This window comes from Xanthobacter cornucopiae (genome assembly GCF_043195065.2).
GTDB lineage: Bacteria > Pseudomonadota > Alphaproteobacteria > Rhizobiales > Xanthobacteraceae > Xanthobacter.
The window spans coordinates 1,719,722-1,744,861 of the sequence record NZ_CM195531.1 but is presented as its reverse complement, the minus strand read 5'-3'; the positions used below and the strand labels follow the sequence as shown (position 1 = coordinate 1,744,861).

The following is a 25,140-nucleotide window of genomic DNA, read 5'->3' as shown; positions in this document are numbered from 1 at the left end:
AAGGCTGACGCATGGCATTCATTAAAGGCATCCGTCGGGAAAAGACGGTGGCCGGAGGCGGAGCGTCGGCGAGCACAGCAGGTTCCGTGGTGCGAGGCTGCGGGGCCTCGTCAGCGGACCTTGCTCTGGGGTGAGCCCGGGTTTCGCCCTCAGGCCGCCGGCCGGGTGATGCGGTCGGTGAGATTGAGGCGGGCGCGGGCGATTTCCGCCACCGCGACGCGCTGGGTCTCTGAGCCGGCAAGCGCGTCGAGCATCTCGATCTGGTTGCGGGCGATCAGCAGCAGCAGGTCGTCGCGCACACCGCCGTCAGCGGCGCGGGGCAGTGCCGGCACGATCTGGAGATGGTCGAGGTGCGGCCGGTCCGGCAGCGCGGCGGCGAGATAGGTGCGCAGGTCCTCCACGGTCAGGGGTGCCGCGGGTTCCACGAAGGCGTAAAGCCCCACCTTGCCGCCGAGGGTCTGGAAGTCTGCCATATGGGCATCGGCGACGGCGGGATGCGCCCGCAGCGCGGCGATGATGCGCGGGCCGACCTGCGTCACGCGGGGGCCCCGCCCCTCGGTATCTGAATAGGACAGCAGGCGCCGGGTCACGAAGCGGTACACCTTCTTGCCGGTGGCCATCCACACCCGGGTCGGCACGCTCTTCTTGGCGAGCATGGCCTTTTCGCGCGGGGTCAGCTCGTCCGGACAATAGGTGCGCTTGTGCTTCAGGAGGTGGCGCAGGTCCTCATAGGCCAGCACCCGGCCCAGCTTCCAGCGCCGGCTGATCGGCAGGGCGAGCTGGAAATCCATCAGCCAGGCCTCACCGTCCGCGCCGCGCAACCAGTTCTGCTGCTTGGCAAGGTCGTTATGCACATAGCCGGCGGCATGCAGGGTGCGCAGCGCCCGGCGGGCGGAGTGGAAGAAATGGCTGTCGCCCGTGGGACGGGCGATCTGCAGCGGCACACCCTCCACCCATCCGCGCACCAGGAAGCGGTGGCCCACCGCCAGCAGCGGCGTGGTGACGCCGGTGGCGGTCACCTGCTCCAGCGCCTTCACCTCATGAGCCGCGAGCTGGCGGGCGATGGGGGCGAGCCAGGGCGACACCGCGTTCCAGCGCCGGCGCACGGCAGGCCAGGGGCGGCCGTGGCGGTCGGTCCAGATGCCACGCTCGACGGTGGAGAACACGTCGCGCTTCAGCACCGTGTCCACGGCGAAGCGGGACGGCTCGGCGTCATACTCGACGGGCGGAACGGAACAGATGGTGCGCGCCATGCCCGCCTCTTAAGCCGCCACGGCGGTGCTGTCGAGCCAGACCGCTACATCGGCCAGCGCCCGGGCGGCCAGCGCCTGTTTCTTGGCAAGGGCCTTCTCGGCGCCGCGCAGCCGCTTGCCGGCCTCGCCCTTCGGCGCCTCCGCCAGCGGCGGGAACAGACCGAAATTGATGTTCATGGGCTGGAACGAGCGCGGACCCTTGCCTTCCGGGTCCGGCTCCGCTTCCAGGTGGCCCCCGGTGATGTGGCCGATGAGAGCGCCCAGCGCCGTGGTCGGCGGTGGTGGCACCAGGGCGTCGCCCCGCCGTTCGGCGGCGGCGTAGCGGCCGGCGATCAGCCCTACGGCCGCGCTTTCCACATAGCCCTCGCACCCCGTGATCTGGCCGGCGAAGCGCAGGCGCGGTTCCGCCTTCAGGCGCAGGGTCTTGTCCAGCAGGCGCGGAGAATTCAGATAGGTGTTGCGGTGCAGCCCCCCCAGCCGCGCGAACTCGGCGCGCTCCAGGCCCGGGATGGTGCGGAAGACCCGCACCTGCTCGCCATGCTTCAGCTTGGTCTGAAAACCCACGATATTATAAAGCGTGCCGAGCTTATTGTCCTGCCGCAACTGCACCACCGCGTAGGCCTTCACCCCCGGCGTGTGCGGATTGGTCAGCCCCACCGGCTTCATGGGGCCGAAGCGCAGGGTCTCGCGGCCGCGCTCCGCCATCACCTCGATGGGCAGGCAGCCGTCGAAATAGGGGGTCTTGCGCTCGAACTCCCGCAATGGCGCCTTCTCGCCGGCCAGCAGGGCATCGACAAAGGCCTGGTACTGCTCCTCGCTCAGGGGGCAGTTGATATAATCGGCGCCGGTGCCGCCAGGACCCACCTTGTCGTAGCGCGACTGGAACCATGCCTTGTCCATGTCGATGCTGTCGAAATGGACAATGGGGGCGATGGCGTCGAAGAAGGCGAGGGCATCCTCCCCCGTCCGCTCCAGCACCGCGGCGGCCAGGTCGGGCGAGGTGAGCGGGCCGGTGGCGATGATGACATTGTCCCATTCGGTCGGCGGCAGGGCGGTGATCTCCTCGCGGCGGATCTCGATGAGCGGATGATCGGCGAGGGCCTGGGTGACGGCCTGGGAGAAGCCGTCGCGGTCCACCGCCAGGGCCCCGCCGGCCGGCACCTGATGGGCATCGGCGGCCGAGAGGATGAGCGAGCCGGCGCGGCGCAACTCCGCGTGGAGCACGCCCACGGCATTGCCGGCCGGGTCATCGGAGCGGAAGGAGTTGGAGCAGACCAGTTCGGCGCAGCCATCGGTCTGATGGGCCTCGGTGGTCCGCACCGGGCGCATCTCGTGCAGCACAACCGGCACGCCGCGTTGCGCGAGCTGCCATGACGCTTCCGAGCCGGCGAGGCCGGCGCCGACCACGTGAACGGGTTCCATGGGCGTCTCTTCCTTCTGTCGCCGGTGAGGGAGCGCGCGGCGCCCCGCCGGGAACGGCCGGCCTTGCGTGCGGCGTGAACGCGCTGTGTGCCATAGGGACAAAGGCAGCTTCAAGCCCGCTGCGGTCGCCCGTGCCGCAAGCCTCGCTGGCGCCGCCATGCGGCTGCGCAAACGAAAATGGCCCCGTGCAGGGGCCATCTTGCATCACGAGCGGAACGGTGTCTCAGCTCAGGCCACGCGCAGCGCGGCCTCTCGCGCCACCGAGCGAATCTCGCTGCGCGGAACATTGATGTCGGCAAGGCTGCGATCATCGAGCCCGGACAGCTCGGATACGGTACGATTATATACCTGCCAACGGCGGATCTGGCGCGCGAGAAGGCCCCAGAGAAACATGATACATCTCCTTGACAACCACTGCGGGACTGGCGCCGCCGGCGCGTCCCGGATGTTGCGCTGGAAGATAGCCATCGGCTGCGTCCGGCAAAACTGGGGTTTTTGCATTGCAGCAATGCGCAAGCCTCATGCAGCTGCTGATTTTTCGGTCATTGGTTAAAGACAGCATTTTCAATGCACTGAAAAGTCCTGCGCCTAACTCATGTGCAGCAGGTGCGCTCCCGAGCGGTCCGCCGCCAGCGCCGCCAGCGGGGTGGAGCGGGGGAGAGCGGTCGTTTGGCCCAGGTGATGGCGTGGGATTCGATCTGCCCCGACCGGGTGGGGCGAGCGGGCCTGCGGGTGGGCACCTGCGGCGGTACTGGTCAGTGGCCGGGAAGCGGCGGAGGTGCTGAAGGTCTGGACAATCCCGCATGGAGATAGGCTGACGGCTCCGGGGCTGGCCTGTGCCGCGCGCGGCGAAGCGGCTCGGGACCGCTCGAACACAGGGGCTGGTTGCGGCGATGTGTGCCCATTCGGTGAAACGCCAGTGGCGAGCCGGGACGAGCGGTCGCCCCGGCGGGTTCAATCAGGCGCCGGACTGCGGGGAGGGCATCGCGATGATGAAATTCATGGGGCTGGAAGAGCCTGGGGCAGGCACGGCCCGGGAGGAGGCCTTAACCGGTGAGCGGGCTGGCTGAAGAATGGCCACGTTCGGCGCGGGGTGAGGCGACGGTCGCCGCTGCCGGTCCCGAAGCGATGCGCCTCACTGTCCGCCTGGCGGCTCCCGCCGCGTGGGCGTCGGGAACGCCCGTGTTGTTCTGCGTTCAAGTGGACGGCGGGAGCCGAGGGCGGCGCGGGCAGATCGCGGCGGACGATGGCTGTGGGAGGGCGCGCTCGTCCAGGGCGCATGGGACTGAAGGGGCGAGCAATTGACCGGCATGCGACGATACCGGAAAGGTCTCTCGGGCATCGATGGATTTGGTGGAGCGGACTCCCTTCCGTGCCATCCTGGGCCCACAGCTTTACGGAGTGGACACTGGGCGATGGCCCGAGACCAAAGGCCCATGAGCGTGACTCATGGGCCTTTGGTCAAGCCCGCGCGGCGCTTGAACGGACCCACTTGGCTCCGGTCGAAGACCGGGGCCGATGGCCAGAGGCATGGGCGTCGCTGGCTCAGCCCTTGATGCGCGGCATTGGATTGCGCGGCGTTGGATACTGGCGCAAGAGCCCGCGCTCGATGACCTATGCTCAGCCCTCAATACGTTGAGGACGTCCACCGCCATCGGCACCCGGGAGGGACGCTCCGGTCCGCCGTCGCTATGCCGTGATCCGTGCTCCCTTGCCGGACGAAGTGGAACGCCGCTCCCGGTCGCTTCGCGCCGGGGCGCCCTGAGGCCCGGCGCTCCTGCCCAAACGGGAGGGCTCGACGGCTTCCCGCTTTTCTGTCACGTCCGGGCCCCGGCGTGGCCCAGGCCGGAAGGGTCTCAGGAGGTTCGGCGGATCCTGCGCCGTGGAGCCTGGGCCTTCGGCTCTCCGGGCTTGGCCGATTCGGCCGCCGGTGGCGGGGCTGGCTCCGGGGCTTGCGCGCGGGCCGGGGGAGCGGCGCGCTTGCCCCCGACCGGACGCATGGCCTGGACGTCCGTGGCTTCCGCCGTGATCTCCGGCGCGGGTTCGGTTCGCGGCTGCGGCCCGTCTGTCGGGGGCCTTGCCGCGTCGGGGTTGGGGCGCCGCGCCAGGACCTCGGCGAGAAAGTGCCCGGTGTGTGAACGCGGGTTGGCGGCCACCGTTTCCGGCGTGCCGGCGGCGACGATCTCCCCGCCGCCGTCGCCACCCTCCGGGCCGAGATCGATCACCCAGTCCGCAGTCTTGATGACTTCGAGATTGTGCTCGATCACCACCACCGTATTGCCCTGCTCCACCAGTTCATGGAGCACTTCCAGCAGCTTCTTCACATCGTGAAAATGCAGGCCGGTGGTCGGCTCGTCGAGAATGTAAAGGGTGCGGCCGGTGGCCCGGCGCGAGAGCTCCTTGGACAGCTTCACCCGCTGGGCCTCGCCGCCGGACAGGGTTGTGGCCTGCTGGCCCACCTTGACATAGTCGAGGCCCACGCGCTCTAGCGTTTCCAGCTTCTCGCGCACCGAGGGCACAGCCTTGAAGAACTGCGCGCCCTCCTCCACCGTCATGTCCAGCACGTCGGCAATAGACTTGTTCTTGAATGTTACCTCCAGCGTCTCGCGATTGTAGCGCTTGCCCTTGCAGACGTCGCAGGTGACGTACACATCGGGCAGGAAGTGCATCTCGATCTTGATGACGCCATCCCCCTGGCAGGCCTCGCAGCGCCCCCCCTTCACGTTGAAGGAGAAACGCCCGGCGCCGTAGCCGCGCGCCTTGGCCTCCGGGAGGCCGGCGAACCACTCCCGGATGGGAGTGAAGGCGCCGGTATAGGTGGCTGGATTGGAGCGTGGAGTCCGGCCGATGGGCGACTGGTCGATGTCGATGACCTTGTCGAGATGCTCCAGCCCTTCCAGCCGGTCGAACGGGGCCGGGGCTTCGCTGGCGCCGTTGAGGCGGCGCGCCACCGCCTTATAGAGGGTTTCCAGCAGCAAGGTGGACTTGCCGCCGCCCGAAACGCCGGTGACGGCGGTGAACAGGCCAAGCGGGATGTCCGCGGTGACAGTCTTCAGGTTGTTGCCCCGCGCGCCCACCAGGCGCAGCATGCGCTTGGGGTTCGGCGCCCGCCGCGCCGGCACTCCGACGGACAGGGCCCCCGACAGATACTGCCCGGTGAGGGATGCCGGGTCGGCGAGGATTTCGCGCGGCGTGCCCTGGGCGACGATGCGCCCGCCATGGATGCCGGCGCCAGGGCCCACGTCCACCACGTAGTCGGCTGCGAGAATGGCATCCTCGTCGTGCTCCACCACGATCACCGTGTTGCCGAGGTCGCGCAGATGCTTCAGCGTTTCCAGCAGGCGGGCATTGTCACGCTGATGCAGGCCGATGGAGGGCTCGTCCAGCACATAGAGCACTCCGGTGAGCCCGGAGCCGATCTGCGAGGCGAGCCGGATGCGCTGGCTCTCGCCGCCGGAGAGCGTGCCCGACGCGCGCGACAGGGTCAGGTACTCAAGGCCCACGTCCAGGAGAAAGCGCAGGCGCTCGCGAATTTCCTTCAGGATGCGTCCGGCAATCTCGTTCTGCTTGGGACTGAGCTCGCCCGGCAAAGCCTCGAACCAGCGCGCCGCCGCCTTCACCGACAGCTCCCCAACCTGGCCGATGTGCCGACCGGCGATCTTCACCGCCAGCGCCTCCGGCTTCAGCCGATAGCCGCCGCAGGCTTTGCACGGCACAGTTGAGAAGTATTTGGAAATCTCCTCCCGCGCCCAGTCGCTGTCGGTCTCCTTCCAGCGCCGCTCCAGATTGCGCACCACGCCCTCGAAGCTCTTCTGCGTGTCGTAGGCACGGGTGCCGTCATTATAGGAGAAGGTGATCTTCTCGCCGTCGGAGCCATAGAGAAGCACGGTCTTCGCCTTCTCAGGCAGATCGTCCCAGGACACCGAAAGGTTGAAGTGATAGTGCTTGGCCAGCGCCTCCAGCGTCTGGCCGTAATACGGCGAGGTGGATTTCGCCCATGGTGCGATGGCGCCTTGCTGAAGGGACCGCAGCTTGTCGGGCACAACAAGCTCGGCGTCGATCGTCTGCTCCACGCCAAGGCCGTCGCAGGCAGGGCAGGCGCCGAAGGGATTGTTGAACGAAAACAGCCGCGGCTCGATCTCCGAGATGGTGAAGCCGGAGACGGGGCAGGCGAATTTCTCGGAGAACAGGATGCGGCGCGGTCCGCCCGCATCGTCCGTCCCATCCGCGAATTCGGCGATCGCGATCCCGTCGGCAAGGCCGAGGGCTGTCTCGAAGCTGTCCGCCAGGCGCGAGGCAAGGTCGCTCCGCACGACGATGCGATCGACCACCACATCGACGTCATGCTTGATCTTCTTGTCGAGCACGGGGGCATCCGCGATCTCGTGGAAGGCGCCGTCGATCTTGACCCGCTGAAAGCCCTTTTTCATCCATTCCGCGAGTTCCTTGCGGTACTCGCCCTTGCGTCCGCGAACCACCGGCGCCAGCAGATACAGCCGTGTGCCCTCAGGCAGGGCGAGGGTGCGATCCACCATCTGGGATATGGTCTGGCTCTCGATCGGCAGGCCGGTCGCAGGGGAATACGGCACCCCGGTACGCGCCCAGAGCAGGCGCATGTAATCGTAGATTTCGGTGACCGTTCCGACCGTAGAGCGGGGATTCTTGGAGGTGGTCTTCTGCTCGATGGAAATCGCTGGCGACAGGCCGTCGATCTGGTCGACGTCTGGCTTTTGCATCATCTCCAGGAATTGCCGGGCGTAAGCGGAGAGGCTCTCCACATAGCGGCGCTGGCCTTCTGCATAAATGGTGTCGAAAGCCAATGAACTCTTGCCAGAGCCAGACAGGCCTGTGAACACCACCAGGGCATCGCGCGGAACCTCAAGGTCCACGTTCTTCAGATTGTGCTCGCGGGCTCCACGGACACTGAGGATCCGGGCATCCCGGCGCGCGGACGCCTCCGGTGCCGGGGCGGAGTGGGTGTCCCGAGGGACAAAAGCGCGATCCGACATCAAGTTCCAACCATGCGCCGCCGCCAAGCGTGCGTGACATATTTAGGATAAAGGATGGGTGTCTTCGGTAAAGCCGGCATGCGCCACGGAAGCGAAGCCCGTCACCTGACGACCCAAGGCGTACAAATGACCTGCCTCATGCCCGCTTCGCAGAAGCCTGCCTCGCAAAGATATAGCTCCAAACGTCCTTCGCTCCCAGCGAGCGGCCTGAAGGCGGGCGGCGTTCCCTGGAAAGCGCGACTTCATGCTTCTCTCCTCCCGCCCGTCCCCGACTGTCGTAAGGCACGCGCGACGTGGCTGCGAACATATCGAGAACTTATGGGGCTTGCGAGTCAAAAAGTTCTGGCAGAGACGGAAAACAGACTTGTGCCGGGGCAGTGTGATGTGTAGAACGAAATAAGAACATTAGCTGTGATCAAAGCGATGAGTGGGCGTGTCCTGTCTTTCTGTGGTGGACAACGCCGCGCGGGGTTCGTCCGGCGCGGTGACCGGGATAGGGTGCGCGGCTCAGTGCAGTGCTCCAGAGGGAGCGAGGAACGGGAGGTGCGGCGATGGCCGGCAGCGTCAACAAGGTGATTCTGATCGGTAATCTGGGCCGCGACCCGGAAATCCGCAGTTTCCAGAGCGGCGGGCGGGTCTGCAATCTGCGCATTGCAACCTCCGAGAGTTGGCGCGACAAGGCGACTGGCGAGCGCAAGGACCGCACGGAATGGCATTCGGTGGCGATCTACAATGAAAATTTGGTCAACGTGGCCGAGCGGTTTTTGAAGAAGGGCTCCAAGGTCTATCTTGAGGGTCAACTTGAGACGCGGAAGTACGAGAAGGAGGGCCGTGACGTCTATGTCACGGAGGTGACGTTGCGGCCTTTCCGGGGTGAGTTGACCCTGCTTGACGGCCGGTCTGGTGGCGAGGGTGTCGAGGATTACGGTGGCGGTTCCGATTTTGGATCGCAGGGGCCCATGGGCGGCGGTTACGGTGGCGGGTCCGGCGGTGGGCGACGCTCGGGAGGTGGCGGCTTTTCGGGAGGTGGTGGCGCCTCGGGTGGCGGCGGGCGCCCGTCCAACGACTTGGACGATGAGATCCCGTTCTGAGGCTGTATCCGGACCTCGCTTTCGGTGCGGCAGTCCGAGGGCGTGGGCTAAGGGCGATGTTGGGCTGAGGGGAGGGGCTTCGGCTCGCGGGAGCGAGTGCGCGAAGCTGTAGAGGCCTTTGTCATCCGGGCGGTGATCGGCGCAGGGCGAGTGCTCACCGTGCCGGTTGGCGAGGTTGCAAGGGGGCACCTGTATTGTTCCTGCGAGGGCGACAGGGGCACCTTTCCGGATCATGGCGTTGATGAGGGCGAGGAACTGGTGCGCGACGGCGATGAGGATGGTCTTTGGCGCCTTGCCCTTGAGGCGCATGCGGTCGCGCATGGCGGTGAGGGCGGCGATGTAGGGGGCCTCGCGGACCTTTCGGCGTCCGCCCCAGATGCGCCGAGCCCCTCGCCATATGCCGCTTTCCCGGGCGTGGGGCGCAAGGCCGGCCAGGGAGGCGATGCGGCGTCGGCGGAGGGTTCCCAGTTCGGGACGTTCGCCGAGCAGGGTGGCCAGGATGGTGGGCCCGATGCCCGGCACCGCCGCCAGCAGGCGGGCCTGGGCCGAGAGGGTGTGATCGGCGGCGATCAGGCCGGCGATGCGCCGGTCGATGGCGAGGATCTGCCCGCTCAGCAGCTCGATCATGGCGGCGATCTGCGCGGCGATCTCGTCCTGGCCGGCGCTGTGGCCGCGCAGCTCTTCGGCTTTGCGCATCTCGACCCATGGCCTGCGGTGGCGCAGGAAGACGGAGAGCTGGACGCGGGCGGCGCTGACGGGGACGGTGACCGGCAGGCTGAGGGTGCGGCCCATCTGGGCGAGCGCGCGGGCATCGAGCCGGTCGGTCTTGGCGAGGGCCAGTGGCCCGGGCGAACTCGCGGGCCTGGCGGGGATTGACGCGGCAGAAGGGCTGGCCGCGCTCGGCGAGGGCGGCGATGAGCTCACCGTCGCAGCCGCTGGTGGCCTCGAACACGACGAGGGCATCCGCCTCGATCGCGGCGGCCGAGGCGGCGATGGCATCGGACGTATTGGGGATTCTCTGGGTCCGGCCGGACGGCAGGGCGCAGAGGTCGCGGAAGGCGCGACGATCGCAGCCGACGACGGGCTGTGGCGTGGTGATGGCTCCGGCCCATGTCGTGCGGGATCGGTCGTCCCAAGCAATTGTTCAGGGTTCAGCGACAACGGAAGGGACCCTTGCTCCCGCACGGGCTCCACACCCTCGGGGGGCGGGCTCCCTTCCGCTTCATCACTCTCTCACAGATCCAACAGACAGGGGGGCGTGTGGTTGCGGCGCCTTTTGAGGGTGGCGATTGTGAGTTTCGGGGCGTCGGCATTGGATGCGCCGGGCGGATGATGTGTCGGCCCGTCTTCGCATCGGAGAGAAGGGGTGTTCGGTGGGTGTGTTCCCGCAGGGCGGAGGGGCGTCCTTCGCGGCGCCTGGAGGGGTGGTTTGGACCCAAAAAGGCCAAAATGTTCGGGCGACCCTCGGTTTGATCTTCTAAGATGTTGAAAATAAATGATTAAAATTCGCTCAAGGGAGGGGCTTTCGCTGGCATCCGGCGGGTGAATCGGCTAGAAGTCGAGAGCTCAAATCATGACGAGAGTGTAGACTTTTGGCCGATCCTGAGACGCCGAAGCCCGGTGGCGAGCCGCCTTCGGACATCATGCCGGTGTCCATCACCGAGGAGTTGTCGCGCTCCTACCTCGACTATGCGATGAGCGTCATTGTCGCGCGCGCGTTGCCGGATGTGCGCGATGGTCTGAAGCCGGTGCATCGTCGCATTCTGTTCTCGATGCACGAGAACGGCTATGAGTGGAACAAGCAATACCGCAAGTCCGCTCGCGTGGTGGGCGATGTTATCGGTAAGTATCACCCGCACGGCGACCAGTCGGTCTATGATGCGCTGGTGCGCATGGCGCAGAGCTTTGCCATGCGTGTGCCCTTGGTGGATGGTCAGGGCAATTTCGGTTCGGTCGATGGCGATGCGCCGGCGGCCATGCGCTATACGGAGGTGCGTCTCGAAAAGATCACCAACGCATTGCTCGACGATCTCGACAAGGAAACCGTCGACTTCCAGGAAAATTACGACAATACCGAGCGTGAGCCAAGTGTTCTTCCTGCCAAGTTTCCGAATCTGCTGGTGAACGGGGCGGGTGGCATCGCCGTTGGCATGGCCACCAATATCCCGCCGCACAACCTTGGCGAGATCATCGACGTGACCGTGGCGCTGATTGATGATCCGACGCTGGAGCCGGAGGCGCTGCTCGATCTGTTGCCAGGGCCGGACTTCCCCACCGGCGCCCTGATTCTCGGGCGCACTGGAATCCGCCAAGCCTATCTTACTGGTCGGGGCTCGGTCCTGATGCGGGCCAAGGTCGCCATCGAGAGCCTGCGCAAGGATCGGGAAGCGCTCATCGTCACCGAAATCCCCTATCAGGTGAACAAGGCGACGATGATCGAGAAGATCGCCGAACTGGTGCGGGACAAGCGGGTGGAGGGGATTTCCGAGATTCGCGACGAGAGCGATCGCGATGGCATGCGCGTGGTGATCGAAATCAAGCGCGACGCCCAGGCGGACGTGGTGCTCAACAACCTCTATCGCCTCACTTTGCTGCAGACCTCGTTCGGCGTGAACATGGTCGCTCTGTCGGGGGGCAAGCCGGGCCTGCTGACGCTGCACGATACCTTGACCGCCTTTATCGCTTTCCGCGAGGAGGTGGTCAGTCGGCGGACGAAGTATCTCCTGCGCAAGGCGCGGGACCGGGCCCATGTGTTGGTGGGCCTTGCCATTGCCGTCGCCAATATCGACGAGGTGATCCGCCTGATCCGCACGGCGCCGGACCCCGCCAGTGCCCGCGAGGCGCTGATGGGTCGCGACTGGCCGGCCAAGGACATGGCTCCGCTCATAGCGCTGATCGCCGATCCCCGTCACAAGCTGAACGCGGATGACACCTATCGGTTGTCCCTGGAGCAGGCTCGCGCCATCCTGGATCTGCGCCTGCAGCGCCTGACCGCGCTCGGCCGTGACGAGATCGCCGAGGAATTGGATGCGCTGGCTGCGGAGATCGCAGATTATCTCGATATTCTGGCGAGCAGGGCGCGCATGCGCGCCATCATCCGCGACGAGCTGATCGCCATCAAGTCGGAGTTTGGCACGCCGCGGCGCACCGAAATCGTGGAGGGCTTTGGCGATCTCGACGACGAGGATCTCATCCAGCGCGAGGAGATGGTGGTCACCGTTTCCCATGCCGGCTATATCAAGCGCGTGCCGCTCTCCACCTACCGGGCGCAGCGGCGCGGCGGCAAGGGTCGCTCCGCCATGCAGACCCGAGACGAGGATTTCGTCACCCGTCTGTTCGTGGCTTCCACCCACGCGCCGGTGCTGTTCTTCTCGTCCAAGGGCAAGGTCTACAAGCTGAAGGTGTGGCGCCTGCCGGCGGCGGCGCCGCAGGGGCGCGGCAAGGCGCTTATCAATATCCTGCCGCTGGAAGCCGATGAACGCATCACCTCAGTGGTGCTGCTGCCGGAGGACGATGCGGAGAACGGCCGGCTGCAGATCATGTTCGCGACCACCTCCGGTACGGTGCGCCGCAATGCGCTGGGCGACTTCGCGCAGGTCAACCGCAACGGCAAGATCGCCATGAAGCTCGGCGATGGCGAGGCCATTGCGGATGTCGGCCTGTGTACCGAGGAAGACGACGTCGTGCTCACGACCGCGGCGGGGGCGTGCATCCGCTTCCCGGTGACCGAGGTGCGCGTGTTCAAGGGGCGCGACAGCGTCGGCGTGCGTGGCATGCGGCTGGAGGATGACGATCACGTGATCTCCATGGCGATCATCCGCCATGTGGACGCCACCGCCGAGGAGCGCCTCGCGTATATCAAGATGCGGCGGGCCCTGCGGGGCGAGACGCTGGAGGCGGGTGAGCTGGACGAGGAGGAAGGCGCCAGCGGCAGCACCCAGCTCGGCGCCAAGTATGGCGAGATGAGCGCTGCTGAGCAGTGGATCCTGACCGTTTCCGAGAATGGCTACGGCAAGCGCACCTCGTCCTACGAGTACCGGGTGACAGGGCGCGGCGGCAAGGGCATCGTCGCCATGGCGGTGAACGAGCGCAACGGGCGGCTGGTGGCGTCCTTTCCGGTGGAGGAACAGGACCAGATCATGCTTGTCACCGATGGGGGACAGCTCATCCGCTGCCCGGTGGACGGCATCCGCATCGTCGGCCGCGCCAGTCAGGGTGTCATCGTCTTCAACACGGCGGATGGAGAGCGGGTGGTATCGGTGGAACACATCAGCGAGGACACCGCTGGTGAGGAGGCCGTGTCCGGAGAGGACGCGGGTGGCGACGAGGGGACGCCGCAGGCATGATTCCCTTGCAGAGCTTGACTCTGTTTATAGCAGCCTGTGTGGCCCTGGCGGCTACGCCAGGGCCCAACGTGGCATTGATCGTCGGGACCAGCTTGAGATACGGCCGGCGGGTGGGCTTGCTCACCGCCGCTGGGGTCAATGTGGGCCTGATGGCTCAGTTGGCAGGCGTGGCGGCGGGCCTCGCCTATCTGGTGGAAGCGTTCTCCCATCATTTCGATCTGGTGCGCTATGCGGGCGCGGCCTATCTGGTTGTGCTTGCCATTCGCCAGTGGCGCAGCGCTGGGGCTGGACCGGCGACCGCCGCCCCGACCGCCCACGCGGCCTTCGCGCGGGGGTTCGCGGTAGCGTTTGCAAACCCTAAGACCTTGTTATTCCATGCCGCTTTCTTGCCGCAGTTCGTCACTGAGGCGACCAATCCCGTTCCGCAGATCGCGGTTCTGGCCGTGGTGTTCGCGGCGGTGGCCCTGGCGGGCGACGTCTTGTGGGCGGTTGCGGCGGATCGTGCCCGGTCGGCTTTGTCGGGGCGGTTCGCCCGCACCGCGGACCGTGTGTCTGCGGGCATCCTGGTGGGGGGCGCGGCCGTGCTGCTGGCGGCTGGCCGCCGGTGAGTGTTTAGAGCACCTCACAAAACCGACTGATGGCTCAGAAGCAGATGATTGCGGCGGCGCGGCCGCATAAGGCGCGGTAGAGATCGGCGGTGCGCCCGTTGCGGATGGCGCGGCGGCGGAACGGGTTGATCCGGGTGAAGGTGCGTCCGACCACCAACAGTGCTTGCCGAGATGCTCTGAATTTTCGATGCCGCAACGGGCGATGGGGGCGTGACGGCGCACTTGGGCAGGTCTTTGCTGCAACGGGCAAAGTCTAGGCTCAGGACCTATTAATTGAGCTGCGGGTGTGATTCACAGTTTCCGTTGAGGAGGCTGCGATGGGTGATTTGTTCCTGTTGGGCGCGCGTCAGATGGCGCGGATCTCGCCGTTCTTTCCTCTGGCCCATGGGGTTCCGCGGGTGGATGACCGGCGGGTGGTGAGCGGCATCGTCTACGTGATCCGCAACGGCCTGCAGTGGAAGGATGCGCCGAAGGACTACGGTCCGCACAAGACGCTCTACAACCGCTTCATCCGCTGGAGCCGGCTCGGGGTGTTCGGCCGCATCTTCGCCAGCCTCGCCGGCGAAGGGCCCAAACCCGATCGGGTCATGATCGATGCCACCCATCTCAAAGCCCACCGCACTGCGGCGAGCCTCCTAAAAAAGGGGCTGTTCCCCGTCGTATCGGGCGCACAAGGGGGGCCTGAACTCCAAGCTCCACACTGTCTGCGACGATAAAGGCCGGCCGATCATCATGCTCTTGTCGGAAGGCCAGATGAGCGACCACAAGGGCGCCCGCCTTATCCTTGATGCCTTGCCGCCGGCCAAGAGTCTGATCGCCGATTGGGGTTATGAGAGCGCCTGGTTTCGGGACGCGCTCGCCGCCAAGGGGATCGCGCCTTGCATTCCATCATCCAGGAGCCGCAAGCGGCCTTTCGCCTATGACAAGGCCCTCTACCGCCAGCGACACAAGGTCGAGAACCTATTCGCCAAACTCAAGGACTGGCGCCGCATCGCCACACGCTACGACCGGTGCGCCCACACCTTCTTCTCAGCCATCTGCATCGCAGCCACCGTCATCTTCTGGCTCTGATTAGTGAGTCCTGAGCCTAGCCGCTTGGAGCGCATGAGCGGCGTTGAGCGGGGGCACCTGTGTTGTTCGAGGGATCGCGATGGGCTGAGTTTTCCGGATCATGGCGTTGATGATGACGAGGAACTGGCGCGCGACGGCGATGAGGATGGTCTTTGGTGCCTTGCCCTTGAGGCGCATGGGGTCGCGCATGGCGGTGAGGGCGGGCACGCGCCGGGAGGCGGAGAGCGCGGCGATGTAGAGGACCTCGCGAACCTTGCGGCGTCCGCTCCAGATGCGCCGGTCCCCTCGCCATATGCCGCTTTCCCGGGCGTGGGGCGCAAGGCCGGCCAGGGAGGCGATGCGGCGGCGTCGGCAGAGGGTGCCCAGTTCGGGACGTTCGCCGAGCAGGGTGGCCAGGACGGTGGGGCCGATGCCCGGCACCGCCGCCAGCAGGCGGGCCTGGGCCGAGAGGGTGTGATCGGCGGCGATCAGGCCGGCGATGCGCCGGTCGAGAGCCGTGATCTGTCCACCGAACAGGACGATCATGGTGGCGATCTCGTCCTGGCCGGCGCTGTGGCGGCGCAGCTTTTCGGCTTTGCGCATCTCGACCCATGGCCTGCGGCGGCGCAGGAAGTCGGAGAGCTGGACGCGGGCGGCGCTGACGGGGACGGTGACCGGCAGGCTGAGGGTGCGGCCCATCTGGGCGAGCGCGCGGGCGTCGACCCTGTCGGTCTTGGCGAGGGCCTGTGGCCCGGGCGAACTCGCGGCCTGGCGGGGATTGACGCGGCAGAAGGGCTGGCCGCGTTCGGCGAGGGCGGCGATGAGCTCACCGTCGCAGCCGCTGGTGGCCTCGAACACGACGAGGGCATCCGCCTCGATCGCGGCGGCCGAGGCGGCGATGGCATCGGACGTATTGGGGATTCTCTGGGTCCGGCCGGACGGCAGGGCGCAGAGGTCGCGGAAGGCGCGACGATCGCAGCCGACGACGGGCTGTGGCGTGGTGATGGCTCCGGCCCATGTCGTGCGGGATCGGTCGTCCCAAGCAATTGTTCAGGGTTCAGCGACAACGGAAGGGACCCTTGCTCCCACACGGGCTGCACCCCCTCGGGGGGGGCGGGCTCCCTTCCGCTTCATCACTCTCTCACAGATCCAATAGACAGGGGGGGACACGGCGGCCCCGCGCGCTGGGGCGTGCGGGATGGGCGCCTTTCCATGGATGCACTCCATGTGTGCATGCGAAGCCCTGTCCGGCGTCGCGGGCGCGGCCTTCGGGGCTCGGTGCCTGGGGGCAGGGCATGGGGGGCAGGGCATGGGGCTCAGGGGCGGCGGGCGCGGGACGTGCCTTGCCGCCGCCGGCAGGGGGGAACCGGGGCGGCCGGTGTCGATGGCCGCTGTTGCGTCGGCGCCCGCGGGCGGCTAACGCTTCGCCACCAATGCCGTGGGGCGCTTCGGCGCTGACCGGGGCAGCATCCAAGTCGTGTCAGCGAACACGGGGGCAGGTCCATGAAAGCTCGCACGGCCATCTACGGCGGCTCGTTCGATCCCCTCACCAACGGCCATCTCGACGTGGTGCGTGCGGCCTGCCGGCTGGCGGACCGGCTGGTGCTTGCGGTGGGCGTCCATCCGGGCAAGGCGCCGCTGTTCTCCGCCGAGGAGCGCCTCGCCATGCTGGTCGAGGTGTGCGCGCCGGTCGCGGCGGTGGAGAACGCCCGCATCGAGGCCATCACCTTCGACGGTCTCATCGTCGCCACGGCGCGCGACGTGGGCGCCAGCCTGTTGATTCGGGGGCTGCGCGACGGAACCGACCTGGATTATGAAATGCAGATGGCCGGCATGAACGCGGCCATGGCACCCGACATCCAGACCGTGTTCCTGCCGGCCTCGCCGTCGGTCCGCCCCATCACCGCCACGCTCGTGCGGCAGATCGCGGCGATGGGCGGGGATGTCTCCGCCTTCGTGCCGGCGGGGGTGCTGGCGCGGCTGTCCGTCCGCTTTCCGCGCTGATCCGCGCGCGCCCATCGCCCTTCCGGGGCCTTTTTGAGGAGAACCTCATGCTGTCAGTCGTGGGACGCTTGTGTGCCGGACTGCTCATCGCCCTCGCCTTCGCCCTGCCGGCGGCGGCGCAGCCGAAGAGCGACCCGCAGAACACGCTTTATCTCGACACGCCCCACGGGCGGGTGGTCATCCTGCTGCGGCCCGATCTCGCTCCGCAGCACGCCGAGCGCCTGAAGCTGCTCACCCGCGAGGGCTATTACAACAACGTGCCGTTCCACCGCGTCATCGACGGCTTCATGGCGCAGACCGGCGACGGCCAGCGCGGCGACGGCACGGGCGGTTCCAAGTATCCCAACCTGCCGGCGGAATTCTCCAATGTGCCGTTCAAGCGTGGCGTGGTGGGCATGGCGCGCTCGTCCAACCCCAACAGCGCCAATTCCCAGTTCTTCATCATGCTCGATGAGACCCCGAGCCTGAATGGCCAGTACACCGTGGTCGGCCAGGTGGTGTCGGGCATGGAGGCGGTGGACAAGATCAAGAAGGGCGCAGCGTCGGCCAACGGCGCGGTGTCGAACCCTGACCGTATCGTGAAGATGCAGGTGGCGGCCGACGCCAAGTAACCGGAGCCCGAGGCGCGGCAGGGGCGGATCGCACCGCTTCGCCGCGCCGGGGGACCGGGATTTGCTTTCCTCACGCGCTGGTTTGGCAGCGCTGAGTCCGGGCGGCGCGCAGCGGCGCGCGCGCCACGCACCGAAAGGATATTCCATGAGTGAAGAGATTCTGGTTCTCGAAACCACCCAGGGGCCGGTGACCATCGCCTTCCGCGCCGATGCGGCGCCGGGCCATGTGGCGCGCATCAAGGAGCTGGTGTCCCAGGGCTTCTATAACGGCGTGCCGTTCCATCGCGTCATCGAGGGCTTCATGGCGCAGACCGGCGATCCCACCGGCACCGGCATGGGCGGCTCGGGCAAGAAGCTGAAGGCCGAGTTCAACGATCTGCCGCACCGCCGGGGCACCGTGTCCATGGCCCGCGCCCAGAACCCGGATTCCGGCGACAGCCAGTTTTTCATCTGCTTCACCGACGCCCGCTTCCTCGACCGCCAGTACACGGTGTGGGGCGAGGTGATCTCGGGCATGGAGAACGTGGACAAGATCAAGCGCGGCGAGCCGGTCAAGGACCCCGACAAGATCGTGTCCGCCAAGCTCGAGCCGAAGGCCTGACACGCCCGCCGCGGCGGGCGATGACCATGGGCGTCGGCGCGGCCGGCTGGATTGAAAAGGGCGCCCCGCGGGGCGCCCTTTTTGCTGGTGGCCGGCAGTTTTCCGGCGGCCCGGCAGCTCAGGCCTCCTCGGTCGGCCGGGGCGGAACATAGGTCCGCACGTCCTTCAGATAGGGCGGACGCGGAATGGAGCTGTGCGCGGCCCGCAGCGCCGCCGACCAGCGCTCGCGCAGATCGTGGAAATAGGGCTCGCCCGGCTCGATGCGGTAGTTCAGCTCGGCCTGGAGCTTGTCCGGGCAGGCCACCAGCACGTCGATGGGCAGCCCCACGCCGAGATTCGAGCGCATGGTGGAATCCATCGAGATGAGGCTGGTCTTCAGCGCGTCGGCGATTTCCATCTCGTAGGATACGGCGCGGTCCAGCACCGGCTTGCCGTATTTATGCTCGCCAATCTGCAGGAAGGGCGTGTCCTGCGTGCACTCGATGAAATTTCCGGCGGTATAGATCATGTAAAGGCGCATGGGGCCGCCGGCGATCTGGCCGCCGAGCAGGAACGACACCTCGAAATTGATGCTGCCCGACTGCTCCATGACAAGGCCGTTCATACGGTGCACCTGGCGGATGGCGCGCCCGACAAGCTGGGCCGCCTGGAACATGGTGCGCGCTTCGCGCAGCTGATGCCGCTCGCCGCTCTCGGCATCCTCGACGCCCTCATGCAGCAGGCTGAGCACCGACTGGGTGACCGAGAGATTGCCGGCCGAGGCGATGCCGATCACATGCCGTCCCGGCTCCTCGAAAATCTGGAGTTTCCGGAAGGTGGAAATGTTGTCGAGTCCCGCATTGGTCCGGGTGTCCGCGATCAACACCAGACCGTCACGAACGAGCACTCCACAACAATACGTCATTTCCACCCCCTCATTGCGGGAGCCGGACTATAGCGAGGGCCGCTCACGTCCCGCAACGTCGGGAAAACCGGGAATGGCATTCGGCGCCGAGGTGTGGCGTTCCTGCCGTGGCGGGGTCAGTCCTGCTCGATTCCCTCGCTACGGCGGAAAGGGCCGAGATCGGTCAGCACGGCGTCGTCTTCCGCCACGTGCGCCCGCTCGTGCTCCAGATACTGGGCCACCGCCGCCCGGAGGCCGGGATGGACGATGTAGTGGGCGGAATAGGTGGTGGTGGGCAGATAGCCGCGCGCCAGCTTGTGCTCGCCCTGGGCGCCGGCTTCCACCACCTTGAGGCCGTGGACGATGGCGAAGTCGATGGCCTGATGGTAGCAGATCTCGAAATGCAGGAAGGGATGCTCCTCGATGGCGCCCCAGTAGCGGCCGTAGAGGGTCTCTGCGCCGATGAAATTGAGGGCGCCGGCGATGTAGCGTCCGTTGCGGCGGGCCATCACCAGCAGCATCCGGTCGGCGAGCCGCTCCGCCGCCCGGGTGAAGAAGGCGCGGTTGAGATAGGGCGTGCCCCATTTGCGGGCGCCGGTGTCCATGTAGAAGGTGTGGAAGGCATCCCAGGCCTCCTCCGTGAGGGTGCCGCCGGTCAGCCATTCGATGGTGATGCCGGGGGCGAGCGCCTCGCGCCGCTCCTTCCGCAGGGCCTTGCGCTTGCGCGAGGCAAGGGCGCCGAGGAAGTCCTCGTAGCTGGCATAGCCGGCGTTGGTCCAGTGGAACTGGCGGTCGGTGCGCTTCAGGAAGCCCTGCGTGGCAAGGCATTCCCACTCCTCCTCGGTGGCGAAGGTGGTGTGGGCCGATGAGGCCTCGCGCAGCCGTGTCAGTTCCTTCAGGCCGGCGGCGAGCGCCGGGCGGCCGGCGGCGTCGGCGGGGTCGCGCAGCAGCAGCCGGCGTCCGGTGACCGGGGTGAAGGGAACCGCCACCTGCAGCTTGGGGTAATAGTGCCCGCCGGCCCGGTGGTAGGCATCCGCCCAGCCCTGGTCGAACACGTATTCGCCCCGCGAATGGCCCTTCAGATAGGTCGGCGCCACGGCGCGCGGCAGGCCGTCCGGACCGTCGAGTACCAGGTGCTGGGGCAGCCAGCCGGTCTTGGCGCTGACGCAGCCGGTCTCCTCCAGGGCGGAGAGAAAGGCATGGCTGACGAACGGCTCAGGCCGATTCGCCGCGCCGGCGGCACAGGCGTCCCACTGCGCGGCGGGGATTTCGGAGAGGGCGGAGAGGATGCGGATGCGGGCGTCGGGCATGGCCTCTACAGTGTGCACCGCACCCGGACGCCGAAAGCGCGACTGACGGTCGCACCCCTCGGCGCGGCGGGGTGGTGCTCAGGGGCGGAAGCCCTCGAAGATCATCTGGTCGGCGGCGCGTGCGGCCCGGGCGCGATCATCGATGGTGCGGACGGTCCAGGTAAGGACCGGCACGCCGAGGCGGCGGGCGATGCGCGGCGCCAGCGCGCCGAGGTCGGCCACCCGATAGGCGACAAACTGGAAACGGGAGGCCGGCCAGTGCAGCAGGTGGCCAAGCACCAGGCGTTGCAGGGTGGACAGGTCGGGCCATTCCGCTGGGTTGAAGGCGAGCTCGGCGACAATGCCGCGCGGCACCAGCGGCGCCACGGCGCGCACCGTGGGCAGCAGGCGGGGGTCGAACGACATCAGCGCCGCGGGCCCGTCATAGGCGGCGATGCGCTCCGCGGCCCGGGCGGCGAGGGTGGTGTTGGCCTCCCGTCCGCTCTTCAGCTCGATGACGAGGGGCACCCGGCCGTCCACCAGCGCCAGCAGGTCGTCGAGGCGCATCATGCGGTCGGCGGTGGCGCGGAACGCCACCGCCTGGAGCTCGGCGGCGGTGCGCGCCGCCACCGGGCCATGGGCGGTGGTCAGGCGCTCCAGGGTCGAATCGTGGAACACCACGGGCACGCCGTCGGCGGCCAGCTGAAGGTCCACCTCGACGGCGAATCCCGCCGCCACGGCCGCCTGGACCGCGGAGGTCGTGTTCTCGATGATGCCGGCGCGCTCATCGTGGAGACCCCGATGGGCGACCGGCCGCGCGGTAAGCCAGGACAGGCCGCCCATCGGTCCGGCCTCAGGCCACTTCGATGACGGCTTCCACCTCCACTGCCGCGTCGAACGGCAGGGCGGCGATGCCCACCGCCGAGCGCGCGTGCCGGCCCTTGTCGCCGAGCACTTCCACCAGCAGGTCGGAGCAGCCGTTGACCACCTTGGGCTGGTCCACGAAATCCGGCGTCGAGTTCACGAACGCCACCAGCTTCACCACTCGCACCACCTTGTCGAGGTCGCCGATGGTCGCCTTGGTCTGGGCCAGCAGGTTGATGGCGCACAGTTTCGCCGCGGCCTGGCCGGTGGCGATTTCCACCCCTCCGCCGAGCTTGCCGGTGATGATCTGCCCGGTGGCGTCGATGGAAACCTGGCCGGAGATGAACAGCAGGTTGCCGGTGCGCACCACGGGCACATAATTGGCCAGCGGCGGATTCGGTGTGGGCAGGGTGATTCCGAGTTCGGCGAGCTTCAGTTCAACGGACGAGGTCATCGGGACTCCTTGCGGGCTCCTGCCACACAGTGTGCGCAATTGAGCCTTCCTCTTCGCCGAAGGCGCAGCGGCGCGCAAGCGTATCACACGCCGGCGCGCCGGCGCGAACAGGCGAGGAGGGGTGAGCATGAGGCTTCGATCGGGTGCCGAGGCGCTGGCGGGTGCCGGCGTCGGGCTGGCGATGCTGCTCGGCCTGTGCGGACCGGCGTCGGCGCTGGCGCTGCTGCCGCACCGGGCCAGCTATGCCCTCACCCTCGACGGCTCCCGGCCCACCGGCCAGCTCGAGGACATGAGCGGCCGCATCGACTACCAGATGACCGGCGACGCCTGCGCCGGCTACAGCACGCTGACCCGCCAGGCGAGTGAGAGCCGGGGCGGGGAGGGCGGCCCGCTGCGCCAGACCGTGACCTCGAAGGCCTGGGAAGCGGGCGACGGCGAATCGTATCGCTTCCTGAGCACCACCGAGACCGCCACCGACACGGACGAGGTGGAGGCCAGCGTCACCCGCCCCGGGCCCGACCGGCTGAAGGTGGTGGTGACCAAGCCCGCCGATCAGGTGCTGACCCTGGAGGGCGCGATTCTGATGCCGACCCAGCATGTGCTCAAGGTGCTGGACGCGGCGGCGGCCGGCGCGGGCACCCTCGCGGCCAAGGTCTATGACGGCGCCAGCGACCCCGACAAGGTCTACGACACGCTGGCGGTGATCGGGCGCCCGCGCAGCGGCGGCGCGCGCCTCGCCCCGGCGGCGGAGGCGGCGCTGGCCGGGCATCTCTCCTATCCGGTGGCGGTGAGCTATTACGAGCCCGGCTCCATGGACGAGGGGCCGGCCTATGTGATGAACTTCACCCTCTACGACAACGGCGTGGTGGGGGCCCTGAAGATCGACTATGGCCGGTTCGCGCTGATCGGCTCCATGTCGTCCTTCGAGGCCCTGCCGGGCGGCGACTGCAAGCCATAGGACGACCGCCGCGGCACGGGCGGCGCGGCGCCGGTGCCGCCAGGGGGAGAATCGGGATGCGCGTGGTCCACATCACCCTTCGGGGCCGGGTGCAGGGGGTTGGCTATCGGGCCTGGTGCGCCCATGAGGCGCGGGCGCGGGGCCTGCGGGGCTGGGTGCGCAACCGCGTCAGCGGCGCGGTGGAGTTGGTGGCTGCCGGCGACGAGGCCCTGGTGGCGGCGCTGGTGGATGCCTGCCGCGCCGGACCGCCGGGCGCGCGGGTGGACGATCTGCTGTTGCACGATGCCGCCGAGACGGCTCTGGCCACAGCTGGCGCCGGCGGTTCGGAGCGCGACCGCGCGGCGTTCGTCATCCTCGACACCCTGTGACCGATTTGCGCCACCTGCCCGGCGTTCGACCGGCGCCGCGGCGGCCGTGTGGCGCCTGCCTCCATTGCTGGCTATAGAGCAGGCGTCGCAGGTTCCCGGAGGCGTCTCCCCGTGATCGAGAGTCCAGCGCGTGCCGCGCAGCAGCCTTATGCGGACGAGGGGTCGGGGCGGGCCGGCGCGGGGCTGCCGGCGTGGGCGCGGCCGAACGGCGTCGTCCTTATTATCGGCCTCTGGTGCCTGCTGCACGCCATCATCGGCGCTGTCCTGGAATCGGCGATCAATGTCGATGACGCGGTGGAAAGCTACCTCGTCCAGTCGCTGGAGCTGAGCTACGTCCCGCGCAATCCGCCGTTCTTCGACTGGCTGCTCTACGGCCTGCAGCAGGTGGTCGGCTCCGGTCGGCTGAGCTTCGCCATCCTGCGCTATGCGCTGCTGTTCGCCTGCGCGGCGCTGGTCTATCGCGTGGCGCGGCGCGTCATCGCCGATCCCCGGCTGCAGGCGGCGGCGGTCTATTCGCTCTCGGCCTTGTGGGTGGTGGGGTACCATAGCCACCGCATCCTGACCCATTCCAACGTGATGATCGTGGCCATCGCCGGGGCCATGCTGACGCTCATCGCCATCGTGCGGCAGCCCAGTGCGAAGCTCTATGCCGGGCTCGGCGCCTGGATCGCGGTGGGGTTGCTGGGCAAGTTCGGCTTTGCCGCGTTTCTCGGTGTGCTGGTTGTGGCGTGCCTGCTGGAGCCGGGCTATCGCCGCGCGCTCATCGATCGCCGCATCCTGCTCACGGCGGCGGTGGCGGCGGTGCCGCTCGCCATCTATGGCCTTGCCTTGCATCTGCTGAAGCAGAACGTGGTCGCTGCCACGGCGGAGACGATCGGCGCCACCCACTTCGGCTGGGACGCGGTGGTGCAAAGCTATGTGGTGGCGCTGGTGGGCTATGCCCTGCCGTTCGTCGCCCTGGTGGGGCTGGTGTTCCTGCCCTGGAACCGGGGCGAGGGCGCGCTGGTGGTGCCGGATGCCGAGCGCGACGGGGCGCGACGGGTGCTGCGGAGCATCATCGTCATCGGCCTGCTGGTCACGTTGGTCGCGGTGGTGGCGATGGGCACCACCAATCTGCGCGATCGTTATTTCCATGTGTTCCTGCTGCTGCTGCCGGTCTATGTGTTCGCCGAGCTGGAGCGGGTGGGCGGCTGGCGGGCGCGGCTGCCGGCCTATCTGGGCATCCTCCTGGCTTTGGTGGTGGGGGTGCTGGCGGTGCGCGTGGCCATTCCCCTGTGGCCGGACCCGCGCCTGTGCGGGCGCTGCGTGGCCGCCGAGCCGCTGCACCGCCTGGCGCCCACGGTGCTGCAGGCCCTGGGCCCGGCGCCGACCCTGGTGACCGACGACCGCACCTCTGCCGGGCGGCTGCGCGCCGCCATTCCCGAGGCCCGGGTGGTGATCGTCAACGAGCCGCAATATCGGCCGCCGTCGCGCCCGAGCACCGGGTGCGCGCGCATCACCGGCATCGTCAATGGACTGCCGTTCCGCCTGCTGCCGCCGCCGGGGCTCAACACCATCGAATTGTCGGTGAAATGGTCGTCGCCGCTGATGAATCCCCATCGCTGGAGCGACTGGCAGTTCACGCCCCTGCCGCCGGATGACCCGCTATGCCGTTGACCGTGCCCGACGACGGCCTCTCGTTCCGCGCCGCCCGCGAGGCGGACCTGCCGGCGCTGGTGGCCATCTTCGCCGCCGACGCGCTGGGCGGGCACGGCGACACCACCGATGGCGAGGCCTTCGCCGATTACGTGGCGGCGTTCCACGCCATCGCCGCCCATCCGGGCACCCGGCTCTATGTGGCCGAGCTCGATGGCCGGGTGGTGGGCACCTTCGAGCTGGTGCTCGCCCACAGCCTGCCCGGCCGTGGCGCCCGGCGCGCCATCCTGGAGGCGGTGCAGGTGGCGCCCGATTTGCGCGGGCGCGGCATCGGTGCCCGCATGGTGCGCCATGCCATGGCGGAAGCACGCGCCGCCGGGGCGGCCAGCCTCGGGCTCACCTCCAGCCGGCGGCGCGAGGCGGCGCACCGATTCTATGAGAGCCTGGGCTTCTCCTCCTCCCACCTCGGCTTCAAGATCGCCCTCTGACCTGTCCGGCGCGGATTGGGGCGCGGTGAGATCGGTGCCGGCAGCTCCTGCGGAGCGGTGGGGCCAGAGCCTTGAGACGTCATGCCTTTCGCGTCCACCGGTGCGGCAGCGGAGGCGCCGGCTCCGGACCTGGCACCGGCGGGGATGGGCGCAACCGGGCTGCTCTTGCTGATTTCGTGCCTGATGGTTACCTGTTAGCCGCGCAT

At 67.8% G+C, this 25,140-nt stretch carries 19 protein-coding genes and 2 pseudogenes; 11 read left to right on the top strand and 10 right to left on the bottom strand.

Annotated elements, in window-relative coordinates; all coding sequences use genetic code 11:
- Positions 1-149: 149 nt before the first annotated feature.
- The 4 genes and pseudogenes from V5F53_RS07830 to uvrA form a co-directional block, all read right to left on the bottom strand.
- On the bottom strand, positions 150-1,253 hold the full coding sequence (locus V5F53_RS07830; RefSeq protein WP_393997043.1) for a serine/threonine protein kinase: 1,104 nt from the start codon (positions 1,251-1,253) through the stop codon (positions 150-152).
- A 9-nt stretch (positions 1,254-1,262) separates the two neighbouring features.
- The gene (trmFO, locus tag V5F53_RS07825; protein ID WP_393997042.1) at positions 1,263-2,675 is read right to left on the bottom strand and encodes a methylenetetrahydrofolate--tRNA-(uracil(54)-C(5))-methyltransferase (FADH(2)-oxidizing) TrmFO; all 1,413 of its coding nucleotides are present in this window, start codon (positions 2,673-2,675) and stop codon (positions 1,263-1,265) included.
- A gap of 228 nt (positions 2,676-2,903) precedes the next feature.
- Positions 2,904-3,068 (bottom strand): DUF1127 domain-containing protein, encoded by a 165-nt coding sequence (locus V5F53_RS07820; protein WP_393997041.1) that lies wholly within the window; start codon positions 3,066-3,068, stop codon positions 2,904-2,906.
- Positions 3,069-4,768: 1,700 nt separating this feature from the next.
- Positions 4,769-7,684 (bottom strand): annotated as a pseudogene (uvrA, locus tag V5F53_RS07815) (excinuclease ABC subunit UvrA); the annotation flags it as partial.
- Positions 7,685-8,235: 551 nt separating this feature from the next.
- On the opposite strand from uvrA, the gene ssb reads away from it, so the two are divergent.
- On the top strand, positions 8,236-8,775 hold the full coding sequence (gene ssb / locus V5F53_RS07810; RefSeq protein ID WP_393997039.1) for a single-stranded DNA-binding protein: 540 nt from the start codon (positions 8,236-8,238) through the stop codon (positions 8,773-8,775).
- A 372-nt stretch (positions 8,776-9,147) separates the two neighbouring features.
- On the opposite strand, the pseudogene V5F53_RS07805 reads toward ssb, so the two are convergent.
- A pseudogene (locus V5F53_RS07805) lies at positions 9,148-9,402 on the bottom strand (transposase); the annotation flags it as partial.
- A gap of 965 nt (positions 9,403-10,367) precedes the next feature.
- On the opposite strand from V5F53_RS07805, the gene gyrA reads away from it, so the two are divergent.
- The 3 genes from gyrA (at position 10,368) to V5F53_RS07790 (ending at position 14,800) form a co-directional block, all read left to right on the top strand.
- Positions 10,368-13,121, top strand: coding sequence for a DNA gyrase subunit A (gyrA, locus tag V5F53_RS07800; protein WP_393997038.1), 2,754 nt, complete (start codon positions 10,368-10,370; stop codon positions 13,119-13,121).
- A complete protein-coding gene (locus tag V5F53_RS07795; RefSeq protein ID WP_393997037.1) occupies positions 13,118-13,729 on the top strand; it encodes a LysE family translocator in 612 nt (203 codons plus the stop codon). The genes gyrA and V5F53_RS07795 overlap by 4 nt, the downstream gene beginning before the upstream one ends.
- Positions 13,730-14,046: 317 nt before the next feature.
- Positions 14,047-14,800, top strand: a protein-coding gene (locus tag V5F53_RS07790) for an IS5 family transposase (RefSeq protein ID WP_509212986.1) whose coding sequence is annotated in 2 segments (ribosomal slippage) — positions 14,047-14,402 and positions 14,401-14,800 — 756 coding nt in all. Because the reading frame shifts where the segments join, the coding sequence is not laid out codon by codon here.
- On the opposite strand, the gene V5F53_RS07785 is transcribed toward V5F53_RS07790, so the two are convergent.
- On the bottom strand, positions 14,801-15,700 hold the full coding sequence (locus tag V5F53_RS07785; protein WP_509213010.1) for a transposase: 900 nt from the start codon (positions 15,698-15,700) through the stop codon (positions 14,801-14,803).
- 582 nt (positions 15,701-16,282) lie between these two features.
- Between V5F53_RS07785 and coaD the strand changes: the two genes are divergently transcribed.
- From coaD to V5F53_RS07770, 3 genes are all read left to right on the top strand, one after another.
- The gene (gene coaD / locus V5F53_RS07780) at positions 16,283-16,783 is read left to right on the top strand and encodes a pantetheine-phosphate adenylyltransferase (protein WP_393998782.1); all 501 of its coding nucleotides are present in this window, start codon (positions 16,283-16,285) and stop codon (positions 16,781-16,783) included.
- A gap of 47 nt (positions 16,784-16,830) precedes the next feature.
- On the top strand, positions 16,831-17,394 hold the full coding sequence (locus V5F53_RS07775) for a peptidylprolyl isomerase (protein WP_393998783.1): 564 nt from the start codon (positions 16,831-16,833) through the stop codon (positions 17,392-17,394).
- A gap of 145 nt (positions 17,395-17,539) precedes the next feature.
- Entirely contained in the window at positions 17,540-17,995 is a 456-nt protein-coding gene (locus V5F53_RS07770) for a peptidylprolyl isomerase (RefSeq protein ID WP_393998784.1), read from the top strand.
- Between the two features lie 118 nt (positions 17,996-18,113).
- On the opposite strand, the gene V5F53_RS07765 is transcribed toward V5F53_RS07770, so the two are convergent.
- From V5F53_RS07765 to V5F53_RS07750, 4 genes are all read right to left on the bottom strand, one after another.
- The gene (locus V5F53_RS07765) at positions 18,114-18,899 is read right to left on the bottom strand and encodes a proteasome-type protease (protein ID WP_393998785.1); all 786 of its coding nucleotides are present in this window, start codon (positions 18,897-18,899) and stop codon (positions 18,114-18,116) included.
- A gap of 116 nt (positions 18,900-19,015) precedes the next feature.
- On the bottom strand, positions 19,016-20,188 hold the full coding sequence (locus V5F53_RS07760; RefSeq protein ID WP_393998786.1) for a GNAT family N-acetyltransferase: 1,173 nt from the start codon (positions 20,186-20,188) through the stop codon (positions 19,016-19,018).
- A 78-nt stretch (positions 20,189-20,266) separates the two neighbouring features.
- Positions 20,267-21,010 carry a glycerophosphodiester phosphodiesterase family protein gene (locus V5F53_RS07755; RefSeq protein ID WP_393998787.1) on the bottom strand — a complete coding sequence of 248 codons (744 nt, stop codon included), beginning with the start codon at positions 21,008-21,010 and terminating at the stop codon, positions 20,267-20,269.
- Between the two features lie 10 nt (positions 21,011-21,020).
- On the bottom strand, positions 21,021-21,485 hold the full coding sequence (locus V5F53_RS07750) for a RidA family protein (protein WP_393998788.1): 465 nt from the start codon (positions 21,483-21,485) through the stop codon (positions 21,021-21,023).
- A 127-nt stretch (positions 21,486-21,612) separates the two neighbouring features.
- On the opposite strand from V5F53_RS07750, the gene V5F53_RS07745 reads away from it, so the two are divergent.
- From V5F53_RS07745 to V5F53_RS07730, 4 genes are all read left to right on the top strand, one after another.
- On the top strand, positions 21,613-22,443 hold the full coding sequence (locus V5F53_RS07745; RefSeq protein ID WP_393998789.1) for an EipB family protein: 831 nt from the start codon (positions 21,613-21,615) through the stop codon (positions 22,441-22,443).
- A 56-nt stretch (positions 22,444-22,499) separates the two neighbouring features.
- Positions 22,500-22,811 carry an acylphosphatase gene (locus V5F53_RS07740; protein WP_393998790.1) on the top strand — a complete coding sequence of 104 codons (312 nt, stop codon included), beginning with the start codon at positions 22,500-22,502 and terminating at the stop codon, positions 22,809-22,811.
- Positions 22,812-22,922: 111 nt separating this feature from the next.
- Positions 22,923-24,467 carry a glycosyltransferase family 39 protein gene (locus tag V5F53_RS07735; RefSeq protein ID WP_393998791.1) on the top strand — a complete coding sequence of 515 codons (1,545 nt, stop codon included), beginning with the start codon at positions 22,923-22,925 and terminating at the stop codon, positions 24,465-24,467.
- On the top strand, positions 24,458-24,934 hold the full coding sequence (locus V5F53_RS07730) for a GNAT family N-acetyltransferase (RefSeq protein WP_393998792.1): 477 nt from the start codon (positions 24,458-24,460) through the stop codon (positions 24,932-24,934). The genes V5F53_RS07735 and V5F53_RS07730 overlap by 10 nt, the downstream gene beginning before the upstream one ends.
- Positions 24,935-25,140 lie beyond the last annotated feature (206 nt).